At 75.0% G+C, this 19,596-nt stretch carries 18 protein-coding genes; 9 read left to right on the forward strand and 9 right to left on the reverse strand.

From position 1 onward, the window contains the following. Positions 1–46: 46 nt before the first annotated feature. Positions 47–730, forward strand: coding sequence for a DedA family protein (locus tag ACZ55U_RS21860; RefSeq protein ID WP_465527984.1), 684 nt, complete (start codon positions 47–49; stop codon positions 728–730). Here ACZ55U_RS21860 and ACZ55U_RS21865 read toward each other — a convergent pair whose 3' ends face one another. Further along, positions 731–1,474: a PIG-L deacetylase family protein gene (locus ACZ55U_RS21865; RefSeq protein WP_465527986.1), complete on the reverse strand. Its 744-nt coding sequence runs from the start codon at positions 1,472–1,474 to the stop codon at positions 731–733. A gap of 113 nt (positions 1,475–1,587) precedes the next feature. Between ACZ55U_RS21865 and ACZ55U_RS21870 the strand changes: the two genes are divergently transcribed. From ACZ55U_RS21870 to ACZ55U_RS21880, 3 genes are all read left to right on the forward strand, one after another. Next, entirely contained in the window at positions 1,588–1,731 is a 144-nt protein-coding gene (locus ACZ55U_RS21870) for a hypothetical protein (RefSeq protein WP_465527988.1), read from the forward strand. A 335-nt stretch (positions 1,732–2,066) separates the two neighbouring features. Continuing rightward, positions 2,067–3,086: an MDR family NADP-dependent oxidoreductase gene (locus ACZ55U_RS21875; RefSeq protein WP_465527990.1), complete on the forward strand. Its 1,020-nt coding sequence runs from the start codon at positions 2,067–2,069 to the stop codon at positions 3,084–3,086. Positions 3,087–3,102: 16 nt separating this feature from the next. Further along, positions 3,103–3,495 carry a MerR family transcriptional regulator gene (locus tag ACZ55U_RS21880; RefSeq protein ID WP_465527993.1) on the forward strand — a complete coding sequence of 131 codons (393 nt, stop codon included), beginning with the start codon at positions 3,103–3,105 and terminating at the stop codon, positions 3,493–3,495. A gap of 125 nt (positions 3,496–3,620) precedes the next feature. Here ACZ55U_RS21880 and ACZ55U_RS21885 read toward each other — a convergent pair whose 3' ends face one another. From ACZ55U_RS21885 to ACZ55U_RS21905, 5 genes are all read right to left on the reverse strand, one after another. Further along, positions 3,621–4,859: an MFS transporter gene (locus ACZ55U_RS21885; protein ID WP_465527995.1), complete on the reverse strand. Its 1,239-nt coding sequence runs from the start codon at positions 4,857–4,859 to the stop codon at positions 3,621–3,623. Between the two features lie 5 nt (positions 4,860–4,864). Then, complete coding sequence (locus ACZ55U_RS21890; RefSeq protein ID WP_465527997.1) at positions 4,865–5,500, reverse strand: GNAT family N-acetyltransferase; 636 nt, start codon at positions 5,498–5,500, stop codon at positions 4,865–4,867. Then, entirely contained in the window at positions 5,497–6,678 is a 1,182-nt protein-coding gene (locus ACZ55U_RS21895; protein WP_465528021.1) for a type III PLP-dependent enzyme, read from the reverse strand. The genes ACZ55U_RS21890 and ACZ55U_RS21895 overlap by 4 nt, the downstream gene beginning before the upstream one ends. 237 nt (positions 6,679–6,915) lie before the next feature. Further along, entirely contained in the window at positions 6,916–8,229 is a 1,314-nt protein-coding gene (locus tag ACZ55U_RS21900) for a DUF6271 family protein (RefSeq protein ID WP_465527999.1), read from the reverse strand. Beyond that, positions 8,211–9,320 carry a phytanoyl-CoA dioxygenase family protein gene (locus tag ACZ55U_RS21905; RefSeq protein WP_465528001.1) on the reverse strand — a complete coding sequence of 370 codons (1,110 nt, stop codon included), beginning with the start codon at positions 9,318–9,320 and terminating at the stop codon, positions 8,211–8,213. The genes ACZ55U_RS21900 and ACZ55U_RS21905 overlap by 19 nt, the downstream gene beginning before the upstream one ends. Before the next feature lie 430 nt (positions 9,321–9,750). Here ACZ55U_RS21905 and ACZ55U_RS21910 point away from each other — a divergent pair, with 430 nt between their 5' ends. Further along, positions 9,751–11,691: an FUSC family protein gene (locus tag ACZ55U_RS21910; protein WP_465528003.1), complete on the forward strand. Its 1,941-nt coding sequence runs from the start codon at positions 9,751–9,753 to the stop codon at positions 11,689–11,691. Between the two features lie 60 nt (positions 11,692–11,751). On the opposite strand, the gene ACZ55U_RS21915 is transcribed toward ACZ55U_RS21910, so the two are convergent. Beyond that, positions 11,752–13,155, reverse strand: coding sequence for an amidase (locus tag ACZ55U_RS21915; RefSeq protein WP_465528005.1), 1,404 nt, complete (start codon positions 13,153–13,155; stop codon positions 11,752–11,754). A gap of 313 nt (positions 13,156–13,468) precedes the next feature. Between ACZ55U_RS21915 and ACZ55U_RS21920 the strand changes: the two genes are divergently transcribed. Both ACZ55U_RS21920 and ACZ55U_RS21925 read left to right on the forward strand, forming a co-directional pair. Continuing rightward, complete coding sequence (locus ACZ55U_RS21920) at positions 13,469–14,818, forward strand: cytochrome P450 (RefSeq protein WP_465528007.1); 1,350 nt, start codon at positions 13,469–13,471, stop codon at positions 14,816–14,818. A gap of 94 nt (positions 14,819–14,912) precedes the next feature. Further along, the gene (locus tag ACZ55U_RS21925; RefSeq protein WP_465528009.1) at positions 14,913–15,659 is read left to right on the forward strand and encodes a rhomboid-like protein; all 747 of its coding nucleotides are present in this window, start codon (positions 14,913–14,915) and stop codon (positions 15,657–15,659) included. Here the strand turns inward: ACZ55U_RS21925 and ACZ55U_RS21930 are convergent. Together ACZ55U_RS21930 and ACZ55U_RS21935 are read right to left on the reverse strand one after the other, a co-directional pair. Beyond that, positions 15,628–16,209, reverse strand: coding sequence for a DUF421 domain-containing protein (locus ACZ55U_RS21930; RefSeq protein WP_465528011.1), 582 nt, complete (start codon positions 16,207–16,209; stop codon positions 15,628–15,630). The two genes, ACZ55U_RS21925 and ACZ55U_RS21930, sit on opposite strands and share 32 nt — an antisense overlap. A gap of 54 nt (positions 16,210–16,263) precedes the next feature. Next, positions 16,264–17,091 carry a LysR family substrate-binding domain-containing protein gene (locus ACZ55U_RS21935; RefSeq protein WP_465528013.1) on the reverse strand — a complete coding sequence of 276 codons (828 nt, stop codon included), beginning with the start codon at positions 17,089–17,091 and terminating at the stop codon, positions 16,264–16,266. 58 nt (positions 17,092–17,149) lie between these two features. On the opposite strand from ACZ55U_RS21935, the gene ACZ55U_RS21940 reads away from it, so the two are divergent. Both ACZ55U_RS21940 and ACZ55U_RS21945 read left to right on the forward strand, forming a co-directional pair. Beyond that, on the forward strand, positions 17,150–17,578 hold the full coding sequence (locus tag ACZ55U_RS21940) for a DUF5997 family protein (RefSeq protein WP_465528015.1): 429 nt from the start codon (positions 17,150–17,152) through the stop codon (positions 17,576–17,578). Positions 17,579–17,819: 241 nt separating this feature from the next. Beyond that, positions 17,820–19,502 carry a DUF885 domain-containing protein gene (locus ACZ55U_RS21945; protein ID WP_465528017.1) on the forward strand — a complete coding sequence of 561 codons (1,683 nt, stop codon included), beginning with the start codon at positions 17,820–17,822 and terminating at the stop codon, positions 19,500–19,502. The last annotated feature ends 94 nt before the right edge of the window (positions 19,503–19,596 follow it).

Below are 19,596 nucleotides of genomic sequence, written 5' to 3' on the forward strand. Positions count from 1 at the left end.
CACCCCCGCCGCCCCGCGTGGCAGGCACGCGCGGCGGTGAGGAGCGGTGTCCGCCCCCACGACCCCGCTGCCCGGGGCGCTCGCCGGGCTCGTGCCACTGCTGGACCACTACGGGTACCTGGCGGTGGCGCTGCTCGTGCTGCCGGACAACTGCGGCATCCCGGTGCCCGGGCAGACCATCCTGGTGCTCGCCTCGGTGTACGCGGGCACCGGGCACCTGGACTTCGCCGCCGTGCTGCTGATCGCCGCCGGCGCCGCCGCCCTCGGCAACACCCTCGGCTACCTGATCGGCCGCACCGGCGGGCGCGCCTTCGTCCACCGCTGGGGCCGCTACGTGCTGCTCACCCCGGCCAGGATGGAACGCGCGGACGGCTTCTTCGCCCGGCACGGCGGCAAGGTCGTCACCGTCGCCCGCTTCGTGGACGGGCTGCGGCAGTACAACGGGATCATCGCCGGGACGACGGAGATGCCCTGGCGCCGGTTCCTGCCGTACAACCTGCTCGGCGCGGTGCTGTGGACGGCGGTCTGGGGCACCTTCGGCTACGTCGCCGGGGCCAACATCGGCACGGTGTACCACACGGCGCTGCGCTACCAGGTCTGGTTCGCGATCGGGCTGGGGGTGCTGGTGGCGGCCTTCCTGCTCCGCCAGGTGCTGCGCTACCGGCGCCGGCGCCGCACGGCCACCGACGCCCGTGCCGACGCCGACGCCGACGGGAAGGGGCCCGGCTAGCTAGCGCAGCGGGAACACCTCGAACGGCACCGCGAAGCGCGTCCCCAGCCGGCTGCCCGCGCTCCGGCCGAAGCCCTCCAGGAACTCCCGCGGCTCCGCCATCGCCCCGCCCAGCCCGGCCAGGTACGCCTTGTGCTCCGCCAGCGAGGCGACGCCCCGGTCGAAGTGCTCGGTGGTGTCCACCGCGTGCCCGGCCTCCGGCGAGGCCACCGCCCAGACCTGCCGCACGCCGTTCCACGGCTCGTGGCCCTCGGCGAGCAACTCGCGGAACACCCAGCGGTTCCCGGCGTCCCGGACGCCGTCCAGGGTGGCCCGGCCGACCGCGATGTGGTCGGCCTGGTTGAGCAGCACACCGCCGTAGGTCTCCCGGAAGTTCCCGGTGATCACGATGTCCGGCCGGTGTCTGCGCACCGCCCGCGCGATGTCCCGGCGCAGCGGCAGCCCGTACTCCACCACACCGTCCGGGTGGCCGAGGAACTCCACCGTGTCCACCCCGACCGCCCGCGCGGAGGCGATCTGCTCGGCCTCGCGCAGCGGGCCGCACTCCTCGGGGGCCAGCGAGTCGATGCCCGCCTCGCCGCTGGTGACCATGACGTAGACGACCGTCTTGCCCTGGGAGGTCCAGCGGGCGACGGCCGCGGCCCCGCCGTACTCCATGTCGTCGGGGTGGGCGACGACCGCCAGCGCGGTCCGCCAGTCCTCGTCCACGGGCTCGAAGGGCGCGGGGGCCTGCTCGGTGGTCATGCTGCTCGTTCCTCTCGGTGCGGGTCACGGACGTCCTGACGTCCGCCGGGCCCGGCCGCCCGCCCGGGCCTCGCGGCGGACACCTCCGGTGCGCCGGCGGAGTACGAACGATCATGACCCGCACCCGGCTCGCTTCCCGGTACGCCGCACTCGGCCCGGTCATCCCGGAGGCCGTCGTCCTGCTCGGGCTCGGCTCCACCGCGATCCTCGCGGGCGGCGGTCTCGGCCCCGACGACCGGAGGGAGCCGGCCTCGTGACACCCCGCGCTCTGGGCGCGCTCACGCCGGCCACGGCGATCACGCCCGACCTGCCGGCGGTCCGTCAGGTGCCACGGACGGGCGTGCCCGGCGAGCGGGTCGGGCTGCGCCGGGCCGCGCTCGCGGGCAGGGGCGCCGGTGCGGCTGGGGGGGATCGCCTTCGGCGTCCGGCTGGAGAGCGCCCTCGTCGCCGCCGGCCCGGCGCCCGTCCCGGCCGCCGTCGCACCGCCGGTCGCGCGGCTTGCCCCTGACGCACGCGTCAGGGGTTAGCGTCCGGGCATCCCGCAGCGGCGCCGACCGCCGCTGTCCTCCCCTTCGATCCGAGGAGCGCCACCATGGCCCTGCCCACCACCGTCCGCGTCGTCCGGCTGACCTCCACGCCCGAAGGGCTGCCCGCCGCCGGGGACTTCACCGTGGCCGAGGAGCCGCTGCCCGCGCCCGGCCCCGGCGAGGTCCTGGTCCGCAACACCGCCTTCCTGGTCTTCCCCGGGCTGCGCACCCTGATCGGCGGGGCGGGCACCGGCCTGCCGGTGCCGCACCTCGCTCCGGGGGACGCGCTGTTCGGGCCGGCCCTCGGCGAGGTGCTGGCCGCACCCGAGGGCGGACCGCTGCGCCCGGGCGACCTGGTCACCCACATGCACGGCTGGCGGGACCACGCGCTCGGCGACGCCGCCCGGTTCACGCCCGTCCCCCCGGACTTCCCGGACCCGGTCGCCCTGGTCTCCACCGGCTCGGCCGGCTACGGCGCGCTGACCCGCACCACCGGGGTGCGCCAGGGCGACGTGGTGCTGGTGACCGGCGCGGCCGGCGCGGTCGGCAGCCTCGCCGGGCAGATCGCCCGGCTGCTCGGCGCCACCCGGGTGATCGGCACCACCCGCTCGCCCGCCAAGGCGAAGCGGCTGACCGCCGAACTCGGCTACGACGCGGTGCTGGTGCCCGGCGAGCGCCCGTTCGCCGAACAACTCGCCGAGGCCGCGCCGGAGGGCGTCGACGTCGTCCTGGACATGGTCGGCGGCGAGCAGCTGACCGCCGCCGTGGACGCGGCCCGGCGCGGCGGCCGGATCGCCCTGGTCGGCGCGCTGTCGGGCCAGCTCGCGCCGGAGCGCCCGGGCGGCGACGGCCCGGCCGTGATCGACGGTTTCCGGATCGGCACCCTCGGCCTGACCCTGCGCGGCTTCACCGTGCTCGACCACCCCGACCTGGAGGCCGAGTGGCGCGAGCGCTTCGGCGCCTGGCTTCGCGCCGGTGAACTCGCCTTCCCCCGGACGTCGGTGACGGGCATCGACCGGGCCGCCGAAGCGTTGACCAAGCTGTTCACCGGAAACACCTTCGGGACGACCATCGTGGAACTCTGACGACGGAGGAGCGGGCATGAGGATCGGGGACGCGGCGGCGGCGGCCGGCACCACGCCCAGGGCACTGCGCTTCTACGAGCAGCGCGGCCTGCTGCCCCCGCCCGCCCGCTCCGCCTCCGGCCAGCGCGAGTACGGACCGGCCGAGGTCGCCCGGGTCCGGGCGATCCGCCAACTCCTCGCCGTGGGGCTGACGGTGGACGATCTGGCCAGCCGCGCCCACCGGCTCGACCTGCTCGCCGAGGACCCGCCGGTCCGCTGCTCCTCCTCTCCCGGCCCCGACACCTTCGCCCCCGTCATCCACGCCCGCCTGGCCGCCCTGAACGCCGAGATCGCCCGGCTCACCGCCCTGCGGGACAGGCTCGTCCACCACGTCGCCACCTGCGGCGCCGAGGTGCCGAGCCGCAACTGACGTATCGTCAGTTAGGGCCGCTCCTGGACCCCCGAGCCCCGGGCGCCCTCACCGGCACCGGAAACGGGCTCGCCCGGACCTCGCGACGGGGGTGCGCGAGGTCCGGGTGAGGGTGCCGGGGCTTGTCAGGCCGCGTCGGCGGCGAGGCGGGGTTCCGCCGGGGCGTCGCCGGGCTCCTGCCGGGGCCAGCGGATCCGGGTGGCGCAGAGGGAGACGACGGCCGCCGAGGCGGCGACGGCGGCCATGCCCCAGAGCAGGCTGGTGGCGCCGGCGATGAAGCCGATCACGGCGGGGCCGGCCAGCAGGCCGGTGGTGCCCATGGCGGCGACCAGGGAGAGCGCGTCGGCTCCCTGCCGGGCGGCGGCGACGTAGACGCACGGGGTCACCGCCGCCACGCCGAGGCCGACGCAGGCGAAGCCGAGCAGGGTCGGGGCGACGCCGCCGACCGCCAGGGCGAGGGCCAGTCCGAGGCCGGCCAGCAGGCTGCCGGTGCGCACGATCCGCCCGTCGCCGAAGCGGGTGCGCCAGCCGTCCGCGAAGATCCGGGCGCAGACCATCATCACCGAGACCACCGCGATGCCCATCGGGGCCAGCCCGGCGCCGGCGTGCACGTAGTCCTTGAGGTAGAGCGCCGACCAGTCGTTCATGGCGCCCTCGGTGACGGTGCCGAAGACCATCGCCAGGCCCATCCAGAGGGTCGCGGCGGTCGGCAGCGCGAAGCCCCGGCGCCGCTTGCCCTTCTCCGCTCCGGCGTCCTCCGCCGCCGCGCCCTCCGGTTCGGCGGCGGCGTCGGCCGGGCCGTCGGCGAGCAGCGCCGGCCGGGCGGCCACGACCAGCACCGCGAGCAGGGCGGCGGCCAGCCCGAAGTGCACGGCCAGGGTACCGGTGAGGGAGGTGACGCCCGAGGCCAGCAGCGCGGCGAGCAGCGATCCGGCGCTGAAGGTCGCGTGCAGCCGGGACATCGTGGTCCGCTCGAAGCGGGCCTCCAGGGCCGCGCCCTGGGCGTTCATCGCGACGTTCAGGCAGCCGACCGCGGCGCCGTCGAGGAACAGCACCAGCAGCGTCACCGGGTAGTTCGGCACCACCGACAGCGCGAGCAGGATCACGCCGAGGACGAGCGCGGACAGCACCGAGAGCAGGCGGGAGCCGAGCCGCCGCATCAGCACCGCGACCAGGGGGAAGGAGACCGCCGCGCCGATTCCGCAGGTCATCAGCAGCAGCCCGATCTGGGCCTCGCCCAGGTCGAGCCGCGCCTTGAGCGCGGGCACCCGGGAGACCCAGGTCGCGTACTGGAATCCGAGGACGAAGAACAGTGCGCCGATGGCCACTTGGGACCGGCGGAATTCGTCGCGAACGGGGGACATCGGTATCAGCCCACTTCGGCTCTGGGGTGCGGCCCGGTGACCGGGCCGGTGGAGTGCGGCAGCGGCCGGACCGGGACGGGCTCCAGCGGCATCGCCATGTAGACCGCCCGGGTGCCGTAGCTCTCGGGCAGCTCGATCTCGGGCCGGGCCCGGTAGCCCAGCGGGGTCCACAGCACGTGCGAACCGCGGACGGCGACCAGCGAGGCGGTCCGGTAGCCGGACCTCCGGGCGGTCTCCTCCAGGTGCCGCAGCATCCGCTGGGACAGGCCCCGGCCGCGCAGCTCCTCGGCGATCACCAGGTCGTGCGCGTGCATGTTGGTGGGCCGCTCTCCGGTGCCCGGCCCTCCTCCGGCGGGGCCGCCGTCCTCGCTGCGGCTGAGGTCCGGGCAGACGAACAGCGGGTACGGCAGGGCCAGCAGGTACCCACCGACGCCGCCCTCGTGCTCCAGGACGAAGCAGGTGCCGGGCGAGGCGGCGTGGCGGGAGCGGAGCGCCTCGCGGCCCTCGGACAGGCCGCTGGCGGCGTAGGCGCGCTCCTCCAGCGCGACCACGGCGTCCCAGTCCTCCTCCCGGAGCAGCCGGATGCGCGGCCCGGCCGGGTCCTCGGTCGGAAGGCCGGTCGGGGTGCTGGTGTCGGTCATGCGGTGCCTCCGTGCTGTCCCGGGCCGCCGCTGCCACCGATGCAGGTGTACGGCAGCGGCTCGAAGCCGTTGAAGCCCTGGGTGGCGTAGGCCGTGGCGTACGCGCCGCAGGAGTGGATCCAGACCGGGTCCCCGGAGGCGACCGCGCGCGGGACGCGCACCAGGCCGTCCTCCTGGGCGTACGCGTCGTCGCTGTCGCAGGTCGGTCCGGCCACCACGGCGTTGACGAACTGGCCGCCGGGGTGGGTGGGGAACTCCAGCCGGTACTGCAACTGGTCCATCTCGTACAGGCCGTTGAACTTGCCGCAGCTGAGGTAGAGCCAGCTCTCCCGGGTGCCGTCGAGGCGCTGGCGGGAGGTGAGCCGCGAGACGTGGGCGCGGATCGCGCCGTGGTCGGCGACCAGGTGGCGCCCGGGCTCCAGCAGGAACTCCAGCGGCCCGGCGTTGACGGCGCGCAGCCTCTCCATGCCCTCGCGGATCACCGTGAACATCTTGTCCAGCGGCGGGTCGAGCGGGCGCCCGTGCCGGTCGAGGACGCCGAGGGCGGGCAGGCCGCCGCCGAGGTTGATCCGGGTCGGGGTGATGCCGCGCCAGTTGAGCGCCTCCAGCACGGCGGCCAGCGAGTCCACCGCGCCGTCCCAGGCCTCGGCGGTCATCTGCTGGGAGCCGACGTGCACCGACAGTCCCGACGGCACCAGCCCGGCCGTACGGGCTTCGCCGAGCACCCGCAGCGCGTCCTCGGGCGAGCAGCCGAACTTGTGGCTCAGGCCCCACAGGGCGCCCTCGCCGGTGGTCGCGATCCGGCAGAACACCCTCGCGCCGGGGGCGCGTTCGGCGATCGCCGCGACGTCCTCCAGGCTGTCGGTGGCGAAGTCCCGCACGCCCAGCCGGTGGGCCTCGGCGATGTTGCGGTCGGACTTGATGGTGTTGCCGTAGTGGATCAGCTCGGGGGCGACGCCGGTGCGCAGCGCCTGGGCGATCTCCTGGGGGCTGGCCGCGTCGAAGCCGGAGCCGAGGGCGGCGAGGTGGCCGAGCACCTCGTCCACCGGGCAGGCCTTCATGGCGAACCGAACGGCCACACCGGGCAGTTCGGCGCGCAGGGCGGCGTACTGGCGGCCGATGCCGTCGAGGTCGTAGACGATCCGGTCGTCGGTGGCGGCGGCGAGGGCGGCGCGCAGCGCGGCGCGGTCGCGTTCGTCGGGGTGGAACGTCCCGGACCGGGGCGGCGCGTCGGTGTGGACCGCGGAGACGGCCGGGACGCGGTACGCGGTGGGGGCGGCGGTCCGGCTGTCGGCCTTGGCGGAGGCCTGCTCGGCGGCCTTCTTGGCGGCTCGTCCGGCAGCCTGCCCGGCTTCCCGCGCGGCGGTGTGGCCGTTCTGGCTGGTCTGGCGTATCACGTGGATCTCCCCGTCCGGCTAGCGCGGCGGCCGGGCGACGGGAGTGGTCCTGCTCGCCCGCACCAGCGGGCCCCACGCGTCGGTCAGCACCGCGAAAGCCTCGATGTCCGCCTGCGCCTCGTCGAGCAGGCGCGCCCGCAGGGGCGCCAGGTGGTCGGCGAACCCGGCGTACTTCCCGCCGAGCTTCCGGTAGCAGCGGTCGAGTTCGGCGAGCCTGCGGTGGTTCTCCGCGCGATCCGTCGCGGCGCTGCGACGGGCGGAGTCGGCGATCAGCTCGGGGCGGACGTGGTGGAACTCGTCCAGCAGGGCGCCGCCGGCGGCCTCCATCTCGGAGTAGACCGGGTAGAGGTAGAGCATGGAGAGCAGGAACTTGGCGTAGCGCAGCTGGTAGGCGGTGAAGCCCGCGCCGGTGCGGCGGTCGGGGGTGTGGTAGTTGACGATGTGGCGGTTGTGGGTGACGCCCGGCAGGGTCGCGTCACGCACCAGGTGGTGGAGGAAGTAGTCGCTGCCGATGGTGTCGGTGGCGGGCGGCAGCGGCACCCGCTCGTACACCTCGCGGTCGAGGCCGATGTTGCACATGTCGATGCGCCAGATGTCGGGCAGGTCGAGCACGGCGCGGTCGGTGGTGAACGGCTCGGTGCCGCCTCCGGTGAAGGAGTCGGCGACCAGTTCGCGCTTCTCCTGCTCGCTCGCGCCGGTGGGCGCCCAGAGCGCCACCACGTCGTGGTAGACCTCGGGGTCCAGTTCGCGGATCTCGCCGAGGTCGACGGAGAGTTCGCCGATGAAGGAGGCGCCGACCAGGGCCACGGTCTTGTCCGCGTGCACCGGGTCGAGGCTGTTCTCGGTGACGGCGGCGGCCGCCTCGGTGGCCTTCAGCCCGAGCGTGGCCAGCTCGTGCTCGATCGGGAACACCGGCTCGCCGTCGAGCAGTTGGTAGCGGCTGTCGGAGTCGCGGCGGTGCACCGACTCGCAGCCGAGCGCGGCGGCCAGCAGGAAGGCACGGTTGGTGCAGGCGCCGTAGGAGACGGCGTCGGGCAGCATCAGGTCCAGGAGGCGGTCCGGGCCCGCCGCGCCGGAGCGCTCGATCACCTCGCGCAGGAAGGCCCGCTGGGCGTCCTCGTCCAGGTGGTGGACCACCACGCCCTCGGCGGCCGGCAGGGCGGCGAGGGCCTCGGCGTGCCGGGCGCGGGTCGCGCGGTCGGCGGAGTCCAGCACCAGCAGGTGCACCCGGACGCCGAACCGCCGTGCGGCGTAGGCGGCTTCGGCACCGATCGCGGTGACCGTCCCCGCGCACTCGCGGTTGGTGGGCAGGGTCAGGCAGACGTCGCGCATTCCCGCTCCCCCGTGGCGTCCCGCCGGTCCGTCTCCGGCTCCTCGAACGGCTTGCCGGTCCAGGACCGCAGGCCGAGCAGCTTCTCCCCCAGCTCGGTGAGTTCGGCGGTGCCGTAGCGCAGCGCCTCGGGCCGGTCGGCGTCGCCGACCAGGGTGCGGTTCCAGTCCGGGGTGGCGAGCGTGCGCCAGGACTCCACCCGGGAGCGGCGCAGCTTCTCGGACTCCTCCAGCGCGGGCATCATCGACAGGTACTGCACCGCGCGCACGCCGTTCTCGGAGGTGTTGCGCGCCACGCCGTGGGCGAGCAGGCCGTTCCAGATCAGCAGGTCGCCGGCCTCCAACTCGGGCCGCACGACGGGGAACTCCTCGCGGTCGACGTCGGGGCGGATCGGGTCGCGGTCGGGGGGCTGGGCGGCCTGCCAGGCGTTGAAGCGGCGGAACAGCTCCGGGTTGCACTGGAAGCCGCCGTGGTCGGGTGCGGTGTCGTTGAGCGCGATGATGCCCTGGACGCGCTGCGGCAGCATGCCCTGGGTGGTGTCGACGTCCCAGTGCAGCTCGATGTCGAAGCCGCGGTCGGTGGGCTCGATCAGCGCGCGGTCGCGGTTGCGGACGTTCGGCGGGTTGAGGTTGAGCCGGTCGAGGGTGACCCAGAGCTCCTCGCAGTCCCACACGTCCACGAAGGCGTCGTAGACGCGCTGCGACTGGCGGCTGTCCCAGAGGAGTTGGTGGTGGTAGGCCTCGACGAAGCCGTAGATGTGCAGGTGCCGGTCGAGTTCGTCGCGGTACTCGCGCTCCCGGTACCAGTCCTCGGGGCGGTCCGGCGACAGCCCCTGGAACTCCCAGGCGAAGTCGAGCATCCGGCGCGCGGCCTCGGCGGGGATCGCCTGCTTCACCACTACGTAGCCGTAGGTCTGCCAGAACGCGTAGTCCTCCTCGGAGAGCACGCGCAGCGGGTGCTTCTTGCGGATCTCGCGCAGCGCGGTCCGGGCGAGGTAGCTCTCGGTGTCGGCGCTGAAGTAGGGGCGTTCCGACGCGGCCCGGTACAGGTATTCCCCGGCGGGTCCGTCGGGGTGTTCGGCAGGGCTCGTCATGGGCAGTCACTCCGTGGTTCGTGGTCGACGCAGCGGTTCGTCACGCGCTCGTGCGGGCACGGCGAGTCGACGGCCGGTCACCGGCCGCATCAGGGATTCGAGCGCGGACCAAAGGGCCGTCCGCATGCGCTCCTTCTCGCTACCGCCCAGCGGGCGCGGAACGGCGCACGTCAGGGGGCCAACTCGGCCGCCCGGCAAGGGCCCTCACCCCTCATCAGCCCCTGCCGATCCGCGCTCCCCATACGTTGGACTAGACCAACTAATGGTGTCAACCCTTTCCCGGGGGTTGCCGATTGGGAAATCAACGCAGCTCACGGCACCAATCGGTGTTCGCTTTATGTTTCGGAGACTGACATAAGCGGGGGTATGTTTCCGGAATTGACATAACCCCGGAACGGTGAACCGCTCCCGCGGGCCGTACGTTGGGCCTATGGCACGCGAGCTGACGGCTCCCCCCTGGCTGACCGAGGGCCTGCGGCCCCGGGCCGCACCGATCCCCTGGGCCGCGGTCGTGCGCGCCGGCGTCGCGCTCGCCGCCCCGCTCGCGGTGGGTACCGCCACCGGCCGGCCCGGTTACGGCGCGCTGGTGTCCATGGGCGCGCTGTCCGGGGTCATCGGGGACACCGCCGACGCCTACCGGATGCGGGTGTTCACCATCGCCGTCCCCCAGCTGTTCGGCGCCCTCGGGATGCTGTGCGGCACCCTGGTCTTCGGCACGGGATGGACGGCCGTGGCGGCGGTCACCGCCGTCGCGCTGGTCTCCGGCATGATCTCCTCGATCGGCGCGGTCGCCTCCGTCTCCGGGCTGCTCCTGCTGCTCAACGCGGTGGTCGGCGCCGGTCTGCCGCTGCCCTCCCCGTGGTGGCTGCCGCCCGCCCTGCTGCTGCTCGGCGGCCTGGTGGTCCTCGCCCTGACCCTGCTCGCCTGGCCGCTGCGGGTGGGCGTCCCCGAGCGGGCCGTGGTCGCCGGCACCTACCGGTCGGTCGCGGGACTGCTGGAGGCCGCCGGCACCGACGAGTACGACGCCCGCCGCCGCGCCCTCACCCAGTCGCTCAACCAGTCCTACGACCTGTTGCTCGCCCGCCGGGCCCGCCGGCACGGCCGCTCGTCCACCCTCGCGCGGCTGCTCGCCCAGCTCAACGCGGTGGTCCCGGTGGTCGAGGCGACCGCGGCGGCCCACCTGCGCCCGCCCGAGTACGGGCCGCTGCCCGCCGAGTACCCGGCGGCCGTCCGCGCGCTCGCCGACGCCGTCGAACGGGGCCGCACCGGCCCGCCCCCGCCGCTCGACCTGCCGGTCCCCGCCGGCCCGTCCACCCGCGCGCTCGTCCAGGCCGTCGAGCACGCCGCCACCGTCGCCCACGAGGCGGAACCCGACCCGTACGCCACCGCCGACCGGCTCGGCCGCCCCGCCGGGCTCGAAGTCCGGGCCCGGCAGGCGGCCCGGGCGCTGCTGCTCTCCGGGGCGTCCTGGCGGTACGGGCTGCGGCTGGCCCTGTGCGTCGGGCTGGCGCAGGTGCTGGTCTCGGTGATCGCGGTGCCCCGCTCCTACTGGGTGACGCTGACCGTGACCTTCGTGATGAAGCCCGACTTCGGCTCGGTGTTCTCCCGCGCGGTGCTGCGCGCGCTCGGCACCGCCGCCGGGCTGCTGATCGCCGTCCCGGTGCTCGCCGAGGTACCGCACGGCTGGTGGGACGTCCCGGTGATGGCGGCGCTGGCCACGCTGATCCCCGCGCTGTCCGCCAAGGGGTACGCCTTCCAGACCGCGGCCATCACCCCGGTGATCCTGCTGCTCTCCGACCTGCTCAACCACCAGGGCTTCCACCTGGTGCTGCCCCGGCTCTACGACTCGCTGATCGGCTGCGGCATCTCGCTGCTGGTCGGCTACCTGCTGTGGCCGGAGTCCTGGCGCACCCGGATCCTGGACCGCCTCGCCGACGCCGTCCAGGACACCGCCTCGTACGTGTCGCTGGCCTTCACCACCCCGCCCGGACGGGACGAACCGGCCCGCGCCCGGTACCGCCGGCGGCTCTACCGGGACCTGTCCACCGTGCGCAGCGAGTTCCAGCGGGCGCTCACCGAGCCGCCGCCGGCCGGCACCCGGGCCCAGGCCTGGTGGCCGGTGGTGATCGCGGTCGAGCGGATCGTGGACGCCACCACCGCCACCCGGGTGCGGATCGAGCACGGCGCTCCGGTGCCGACCGCCGCCGAGGTCGCCGCCGTCACCCGGGAGCTGGCCGATCTGGCCGGGGCGCTGCGCACCGGCGAGCCGCTGCCGCAGGCGGCGCCGGACGTCCTGGCGCCGCACTGCGCCCTGGCCCGGCTGCACCACGAGGTGCGCGCGGCCCGGGCGGTGGCCGCCCCGACGCTCTGAGCCCGGTGGCGGCCCCGGCGCTCCGGGCCCCTCGGCCCGGCACCTCCGCCGCTCGGGCCCTCAGTCCTGGATCCGCCGCCAGGGCCGCTCGGCCTCCAGCGCGAAGGCCAGCTCCAGCAGCAGCCGCTCCTGCCCGTGCGCGGCCGACAGGTGCACCCCGACCGGCAGTCCGCCGGGCGCCGAGCCCGCCGGCAGCGCGATGCCCGGGCCGCCGGTCACGTTGTTGACCGGGGTGAAGGCGACGTAGCGGGTCAGCCGGTCCAGCAGCTCGTCGAAGTCCACGTTCGGGCTCAGGTGCCCGATCGGCGGGGCCGCGTGGGCGAGCACCGGGGAGAGGATCACGTCGTGGTGGTGGAAGATCCGCGCGTACACCTCCTCGGCCCGGCGCAGCCGCCGCAGCACCGCGGGGGTCCGCCGGAACTCGGCCTGGAAGCGACGGCGCAGCCCGGTGGTCAGTCCGTCCAGCTTCCCGGCCCGGAAGCTCGGGTCGAGCAGCACCCGGCCGGTGGCCGCGATGACCCAGGCGATGTACCCCCAGTAGGTGAGGAAGTCGCGGGAGAACTCCTCGCCGAAGGGCAGGGTGGTGGGCTCCACCCGGTGGCCCATCGCCTCCAGCCGGGCGGCGGTCTCCTCGACCACCTGCCGGGTCGGCCCGTCGGTCTTGGCGACCGGCGAGTCCACCACCAGGCCGATCCGCAGCCGCTGCTCGCCCGGCCCCTCGACCAGACCGAGCGGCGGCAGCCCGGGATTGCCGCGGTGCCGCTCGGCGGCGGCGAAGAAGGCGGCGGTGTCGCGCACCGAGCGGGTCAGCACGCCGTCGGTGACCAGGTCGATCGGCAGTTTGCCGCCCTGCGCGTTGACGACCAGCCGGCCCCGGGTGGGCTTGAGCCCGACCAGGCCGCAGCAGGCCGCCGGGATGCGGATCGAGCCGCCGCCGTCGTTGGCGTGGGCGATCGGCACCACGCCGGAGGCCACCAGGGCCGCCGCGCCGCCGGAGGAGGCGCCGGCCGAGTGCGAGGGCTTCCACGGGTTGCGCACCGGCCGGGCGGTGGCGAACTCGGTGGAGGCGTTGAGCCCGAACTCGGGCAGCCTGGTCTTGCCGAGCACCGCCAGGCCGGTGGCGAGGAACTGGTCGGCGAAGGGGGCGTTGCGGCGGGCCGGGCGGGCGCGGTAGGACTCGCTGCCCATGGCGGTCGGCAGGCCGCGCAGGTCCACGTTGTCCTTGAGGTAGCTGGGCACGCCCCACAGCGGACCGCCGATGCCCTCCCGGCTGATCCGCGGCCTGTCGTACGAGGCGTGGGCGACGGGCAGCAGCGCACCGTCCACCCGCGCGGCCCGGTCGACGGCCGCGGCGACCAGCTCCCGGGGGTTGACCTCGCCGGCCCGGACGAGCGCGGCCAGCGCCACCGCGTCGTGAGTGCCCAGGGCGTCGTCGGCGAACGCGTGGACCCGCTCCTCGGTCATCCGAACTCCCCACTCCCTGCCGGGCGTTCCACCGCCCGGCGATCGCACCGGCCGGTCGTACCTGCCCACTTCTACTGACCGGTAATCTCACACGGCCCAGAGTGTAGGGCCCGCCCGGCCGCGCCCGGCCGCCCCGGGGCCGTGGCGACGGTAAACGCTCGATCAAATCTGCCCCGGCGCGCGACCCTTGATCACACGCCCCCGCGTTCACACCGTCCGCCGGTCCGCGGTCGTTTCGCCGTACGCGGCCGGGAAAGATCACGTCTCGTTCGCGGACCGCCCCGGTCCTCCCACCCGAACCAAGGTGACGCCCGTGCCCGCCCCCTTCTCCCCGACCACCCGGTTCACCGCGGCCACCGCCCCCGGCGCCCTCCCCCTGCTCGGCCACGCCGCCGCGCTGCTGCACCGCCCGCACGCCTTCGTCGCCGGCCTGCCCGCCCACGGCGACCTCGTGCGGCTGCGGCTCGGCCCGCTGCGCGCGTACGTGGTCTGCCACCCCGAGCTGGTCCGCCGGCTGCTCACCGACGACCGCGCCTTCGACAAGGGCGGGCCCCTGGTCGACCGGGCCCGCGAGGTCCTCGGCAACGGCCTCGCCACCTGCCCGGCCGCCGACCACGGGCGCCGGCGCCGCATGCTGCAACCCGCCTTCCACCGCGACCGGCTGCCCGGCTACGCCGCGCTGATGGCCGAGGAGATCGGGGCCGCCACCGCGCCCTGGCACGACGGCGACGTGATCGACGTCCCCGCCGCGATGCACCGCCTGACCACCGCCGTCACCGCCCGCTGCCTGTTCGCCGCGCACGAGCGGGCCGGCTCGCCGCCGGTGCGCGCGAGCATCGACGTCGTCACCCGCGGCGTCGGCCGGCGCGCACTGCTGCCACTGCCCGGTGCCGGCCGTCTCCCCACCCCCGGCAACCTCCGCTTCCGGCGCGCCCGGCGGCACCTGCGGGAGACCACCCGGCGGCTGATCGCGGACCACCGCGCCACCGGCACCGACCACCGGGACCTGCTCTCCGTGCTGCTGGAGGCGCGCGACGAGGACGGGCGCGGCCTGTCCGACGCCGAGGTCCACGACCAGGTGGTCACCTTCCTGCTGGCCGGCGTGGAGACCACCGCCGCCACCCTCTCCTGGGCCTGGACGCTGCTCGCCGCCAACCCGGCCGTCCGCGAGCGGCTGCACGCCGAACTCGACACCGTGCTGGACGGCCGGCCCGCCCGCCACGAGGACCTGCCCGCCCTGCCGCTCACCGCGCGCATCGTCAGCGAGACCCTGCGGCTCTACCCGCCGCCGTGGATCCTCAGCCGCACCGCCACCGCCGACACCGAACTCGGCGGCCACCGCGTCCCCGCCGGCACCACCCTGCTGTACAGCCCGTACCTGCTGCACCGCCGGGCCGACCTGTTCCCCCGCCCGCACCGCTTCGACCCCGACCGCTGGCTCACCACCGCCCGCCCGTCCCCCGGCACCTACGCGCCCTTCGGCCTCGGCGCCCGCCGCTGCATCGGCGACGACTTCGGCACCACCGAGGCCGTCCTCGCCCTCGCCACCATCGCCGCCCGCTGGACCATCACCCCCACCCCCGCCCGGCCGGTCCGCCCCGCCCACGGCGCCTCGCTGTCCCCCCGGCCCTTCACCGCGACACTGGCCCGCCGGGTGCGCTGACCGGGCACCGGCCGGGCTTCGGTACTGTCCCGGCGTGGCCGGCCGTACGGGCGCCGGCCGCACCCACGCCACTCGACCGGGACGCCACCAGACCATGAACGCTCGAACCCCCTCGGGGCTCCTGACCGGGCTGCTCCGCGCCGTCCGGACGTATCCGCGCCGCTCACCGCTGACCTTCGGCTACGTCCTCCTGCTCCTGGCCGGGCACGTCTGGGTCGAGAACCTGCTCACCGCCGACCGGGCGGACGCCTTCCGCGACCACATCAGCACCAACCTCGACAACCTGCACGACCACCCGGTCACCGCCCTGTTCGGCAGCGCGCTGCTCTTCGACGGCACCCTCACCGAGATCCTCACCACCGGCTTCGGCGGCACCCTGATCACCCTGGGCCTCGGCGTCTGCTGCTGCCTCGCCTGGACGGAACGCCGCTTCGGCGGCCCGCGCGCCGCCGCCGTCTTCCTCGGCGGGCACGTCCTCGCGACCCTGCTCACCGCCGGGGTCATCCTGCTCGCCCTGCGGCAGGGCTGGTACCCGCAGAGCGTGCGCCAGGCCTCGGACTACGGCATCAGCTACGGCGCCCAGACCGTACTCGCCCTCGCCACCCTCGCCGTGCCCCGCTGGGCCCGACTGCCCTGGGCCGCCTTCGTGGTCGGCTGGCCGCTCTCCGGCGGCGGCGAACGGCCCGGCCCCCTCCCGGACTTCACCACGGTCGGCCACCTCCTCGCCGCCGCCCTCGGCTTCGCCCTGGCCGCCGCCGTGGCGGTCACCGGCTCGCGCCGCCGTCGGGCCGAGGCCGGCGCCGAACGCGTCAGCGGGGCGGTCGCCGGTCCGCGGCGATGACGGTGAGCAGCCGCTCGATCTCCTCCAGCCGTCGCCGCAGGTCCTCGACGTCGCGGCGGGAGGCGTTCTGCTCCCCCTCCTTGAGCTCGACCAGCAGCTGTCCGTCCGGCTCCAGCCGGGCCCGGGCCACCTCGCCGAGGTCGTCGCCGCTCTGCATCCGGACGGCGTGCTCCAGCTCGGAGGGGCGCAGCGCCAGCTCGTGCAGCGCGCCGGGCACCAGCGCGCCGTCCCTCACCACCGTGGTGGCGCTGCCCTCCAGGAGCCGGGCGGCCCTCGGGTCACGGGCGAGCCAGCGGGTGATGCCGGAGTTCACCGCGACCAGGGTGACCGCCCCGATCGCCCCGCCGAGCAGGCTGTTGTCATTGCCGATGACCGCGTTCTGCACCACGTTCGACAGGAGGAACATGACGACCATGTCGAAGGAGTTCAGCCCGGCCAGCCCGCGCTTCCCGGCCAGCCGGAACAGGGCCAGGATCAGTACGTAGACGGCGATCGTGCGGAGGATCTTCTCCCCGATCGGAATCTGAACGGCCACCAGGTCGTGCCACACTGCCCCGCTCCTCGCGCCTCGACTGCAACGAACGGGGCAGACGCTACGCCACGGTCACCGCTTCGGCCGTCCGCGCCGGGCCGCCGGCTTCGGCTTCTGGCCGCCGGCCTTGGCGCCCCCGGCCTTGGCGCCCTTCGCCCCGCCGGCCTTCGCGCCCCCGGCCTTCTGCCCGCCCGGCTTCTGTCCGCCGGCCCGCTGCTGCTGCGGCTTGCGCGGGCCGGCCGCCCCCTTCTTCGGCTGCGCCTCGGGCGCCGCCTGCCCGGCCCCGCGCCCGCGCGAGCTGTTGACCGTACGGCCGCGGACGATCCCGATGAACTCCTCCACCAGGTCCGTGGTCCGCTCCTGCGGCCAGGACAGCGCCACCTGGGACTGCGGCGCCCGCGCCACCGGCCGGTAGGTGAGGTCCCGGCGGTGGTGGAGCCGGGCCAGCGACTGCGGGACCAGGAGCACGCCGACGTTCGCCGCCACCAGCTCGATCGCGTCCGCCGTGGTGTCCGGCCGCGCGATGGCGGGGCGCCCGGGCAGGGTGTCGGCGGTGAAGCCGAGGGTGTCGTCGAGCGGGTGGAAGACCACCTCCTCGGCGAGGTCCTCCGGTGTGGCCTCGTCGGCGGCGGCCAGCCAGTGGTCCTTGGGGAAGACCACCACGGTCGTCTCGGTGTAGAGCGGGATCGCGCTCAGCACGTCCTTGTCGACCGGCAGCCGGACCAGCCCGGCGTCCGCGCCGCCCTCGCGCAGGGTGCGCTCGCCGTCCCCGACCGGGACCGCGAGGAGCTCCAGCGGGACGTCCGGGAGCCGCTCGCTCCAGACCCGGACCCATTTGCCGGGGGTCACGCCCGGGACGTACGCGAGCCGGAAGGACGGGTTCACCTGCATGTCTGTCACAGGGCAAGGCTACCGACCGTGACCGGAAGCGCCCGCGCACTCCTTTACCCTTGTCACCATGACATCGCTCAAGCAGAAGACCAGCCAGACCATGAAGCCGGCCACGGCGGCCAAGAAGCTGGGGATCTACCTCGCCGCGGCGCCGACCGACTTCCAGGAGGGCGTGGTCTCCCGCGAGGAGCTCAACGCACTTCAGGCCGAGCCGCCGCAGTGGCTCCAGGACCTGCGCAGGAACGGCCCGCACCCGCGCCCGGTCGTCGCCGCGAAGCTCGGCATCTCGATCTCCGGCCTGGCCCGCGGCGGCGTGACCGAGGCGCTCACCAGCGAGCAGATCGAGGCGATCAAGGCCGAGAACCCGCTCTGGCTCCAGCACGAGCGCGCCAACCAGGTGGACGTGCGCAAGGAGGCCGCCCGGATCAGGGAGAAGCACGAGAAGGAGGCCGCCGCCAAGGCCGCCAAGGAGGCGGAGGCCGCCCAGGCCCGCTGACCCGCTCTCCCACCGTCCGGCCCCCGGCGCTCCCCCGGCGCCGCCTGCCGGACCCCGCGCGACGACGATGCCGGCGTCCGTTCCGACGGGCGCCGGCACCGTCGTGCCCCGGGTCCGCGCCCGTCGTGGCGTATTGACCGCGCCGTCGGCCACTCCGAATAATCGGCGGGATCGGGGCGCCTGTGGGCGGGTGCCGTCGTGGCAGTGCCACACCGCAGGACACCGCACGGGGGAGCGACCAGTGACCGAGCAGCCGCAGCACGCCGAACTCGCTCTCCTCGCCGACGAGTTCCTCGCCGCCGAGAACGCCCACAACCCGTTCGACGCGACCGTCAGCGGGATCGAGGGCTACGCCCACCTGGTGCCCGACCCGTCCCGCGCCGCCGCCGACCGCCACCGCGAGGCACTGCGGGCCTTCGCCGCCCGGCTGGAGGCGATCCCGGTGGACGCGTCGGCCGGCGAGGACCGGATCACCCACCGGACGCTCGCCCGGCTGATCGACGACGGCATCGGCCGGATCACCCACGGGCTGGACGACTTCAGCGTCTCGGCGAGCATCGTCGCCCCGCAGAACGAGGCCTTCAGCGCGCTCGCCATGACCCCGGTCGACCAGGAGGGCGCCGACGCCTACCTGGAGCGGCTGGCCGCCCTGCCCGGCTACTTCGACGCCGTCCTGCGCCGCACCCTGGACGCGGCCGCCGAGGGCCGCCGTCCGCTGCGCAGCGGGGTCGACGCCGCCGTCGCCCAGCTGGACGCCCGGCTGGGCACCGACCCCGCCGACGACGGACTGCTGCGGCCGCTGGCCGGCCGCCCGGAGTCCGAGCGCGCCCTGGCGGTCCTGCGCGACACCGTCCGCCCGGCGGTGGCCCGCTTCCGGGACGGGCTCGCCGAGCGGCTGGCGCCGGGCGCCCGGCCGGACGACAAGCCCGGGGTCTGCCACGTGCCGAACGGCGCCGAGGGCTACGCGGACGCCGTCGCCCGCTTCACCCGCCCGGGGCTGACCCCCGAGGAGGTGCACCGGATCGGCCTGGAGGCCGTCGCGGCGCTGCGCGAGGAGTTCGCCGAACTGGGCGGCAAGGTACTGGGCATCACCGATCCGGCGGCCGTGCTCACCGCGCTGCGCGAGGACCCCGCGCTGCGCTTCACCAGCGCGGCCGAGATCGTCGCCGTGGTGGAGGGCGCGCTGGAGCGCGCCCGCCGCGCCGCGCCGGACTGGTTCCGCCCGTACCCGATCGCCGACTGCGTGACCAGGGAGATCGATCCCATCGAGGCGCGGACCGCGCCGCTGGCCTACTACCAGCCGCCGGGCCCGGGCGGACTGCCGGGCACCCACTGGATCAACACGCTGGACCCCCGGTCCCGGTGCGGCTACGAGTACGAGGCCATCGCCTTCCACGAGAGCGTGCCCGGCCACCACCTCCAGCTCGCCGTCGCGCAGACCCTGCGCCACCTGCCGCGGTTCCGGCGCAACCCGAGCGGCCGGCTGACCGCCCACGTCGAGGGCTGGGGCCTGTACGCCGAGCGGCTCGCGGACGAGATGGGGCTGTACGGCTCGGAGCTGTCCCGGTTCGGCATGCTCTCGCAGGACGCGGTGCGGGCCGTCCGGCTGGTGGTGGACACGGGGATGCACCACCACGGCTGGTCGAGGCAGCGGGCGATGGCCTTCATGCGGGCCAACACCGCCACCCCCGAGGCCAACGTCCGCAACGAGATCGACCGTTACATCGCCTGGCCGGGCCAGGCCACCGCCTACCTGATCGGCCGTCGGGAGATCGTGCGGCACCGCGAACGGGCCCGGACGGCGCTCGGCGCCCGGTTCGACGTCCGGGAGTTCCACCACCAGGTGATCGGGCACGGCAGCCTGCCGCTGGGGGTGCTGGATGACCTGGTGACGGACTGGATCGCGGAGCGGCGGCAGCTCTGAGAGGGCGTTCGATACTGATTTAGGCTGCCGCGAGGGGTTTCGGGCGGAGGTATTGCCCGACTTTGTCGGGGCTGGCGGTCAGGCGGGTGGTCAT

Source organism: Kitasatospora sp. NPDC034533, assembly GCF_055575155.1.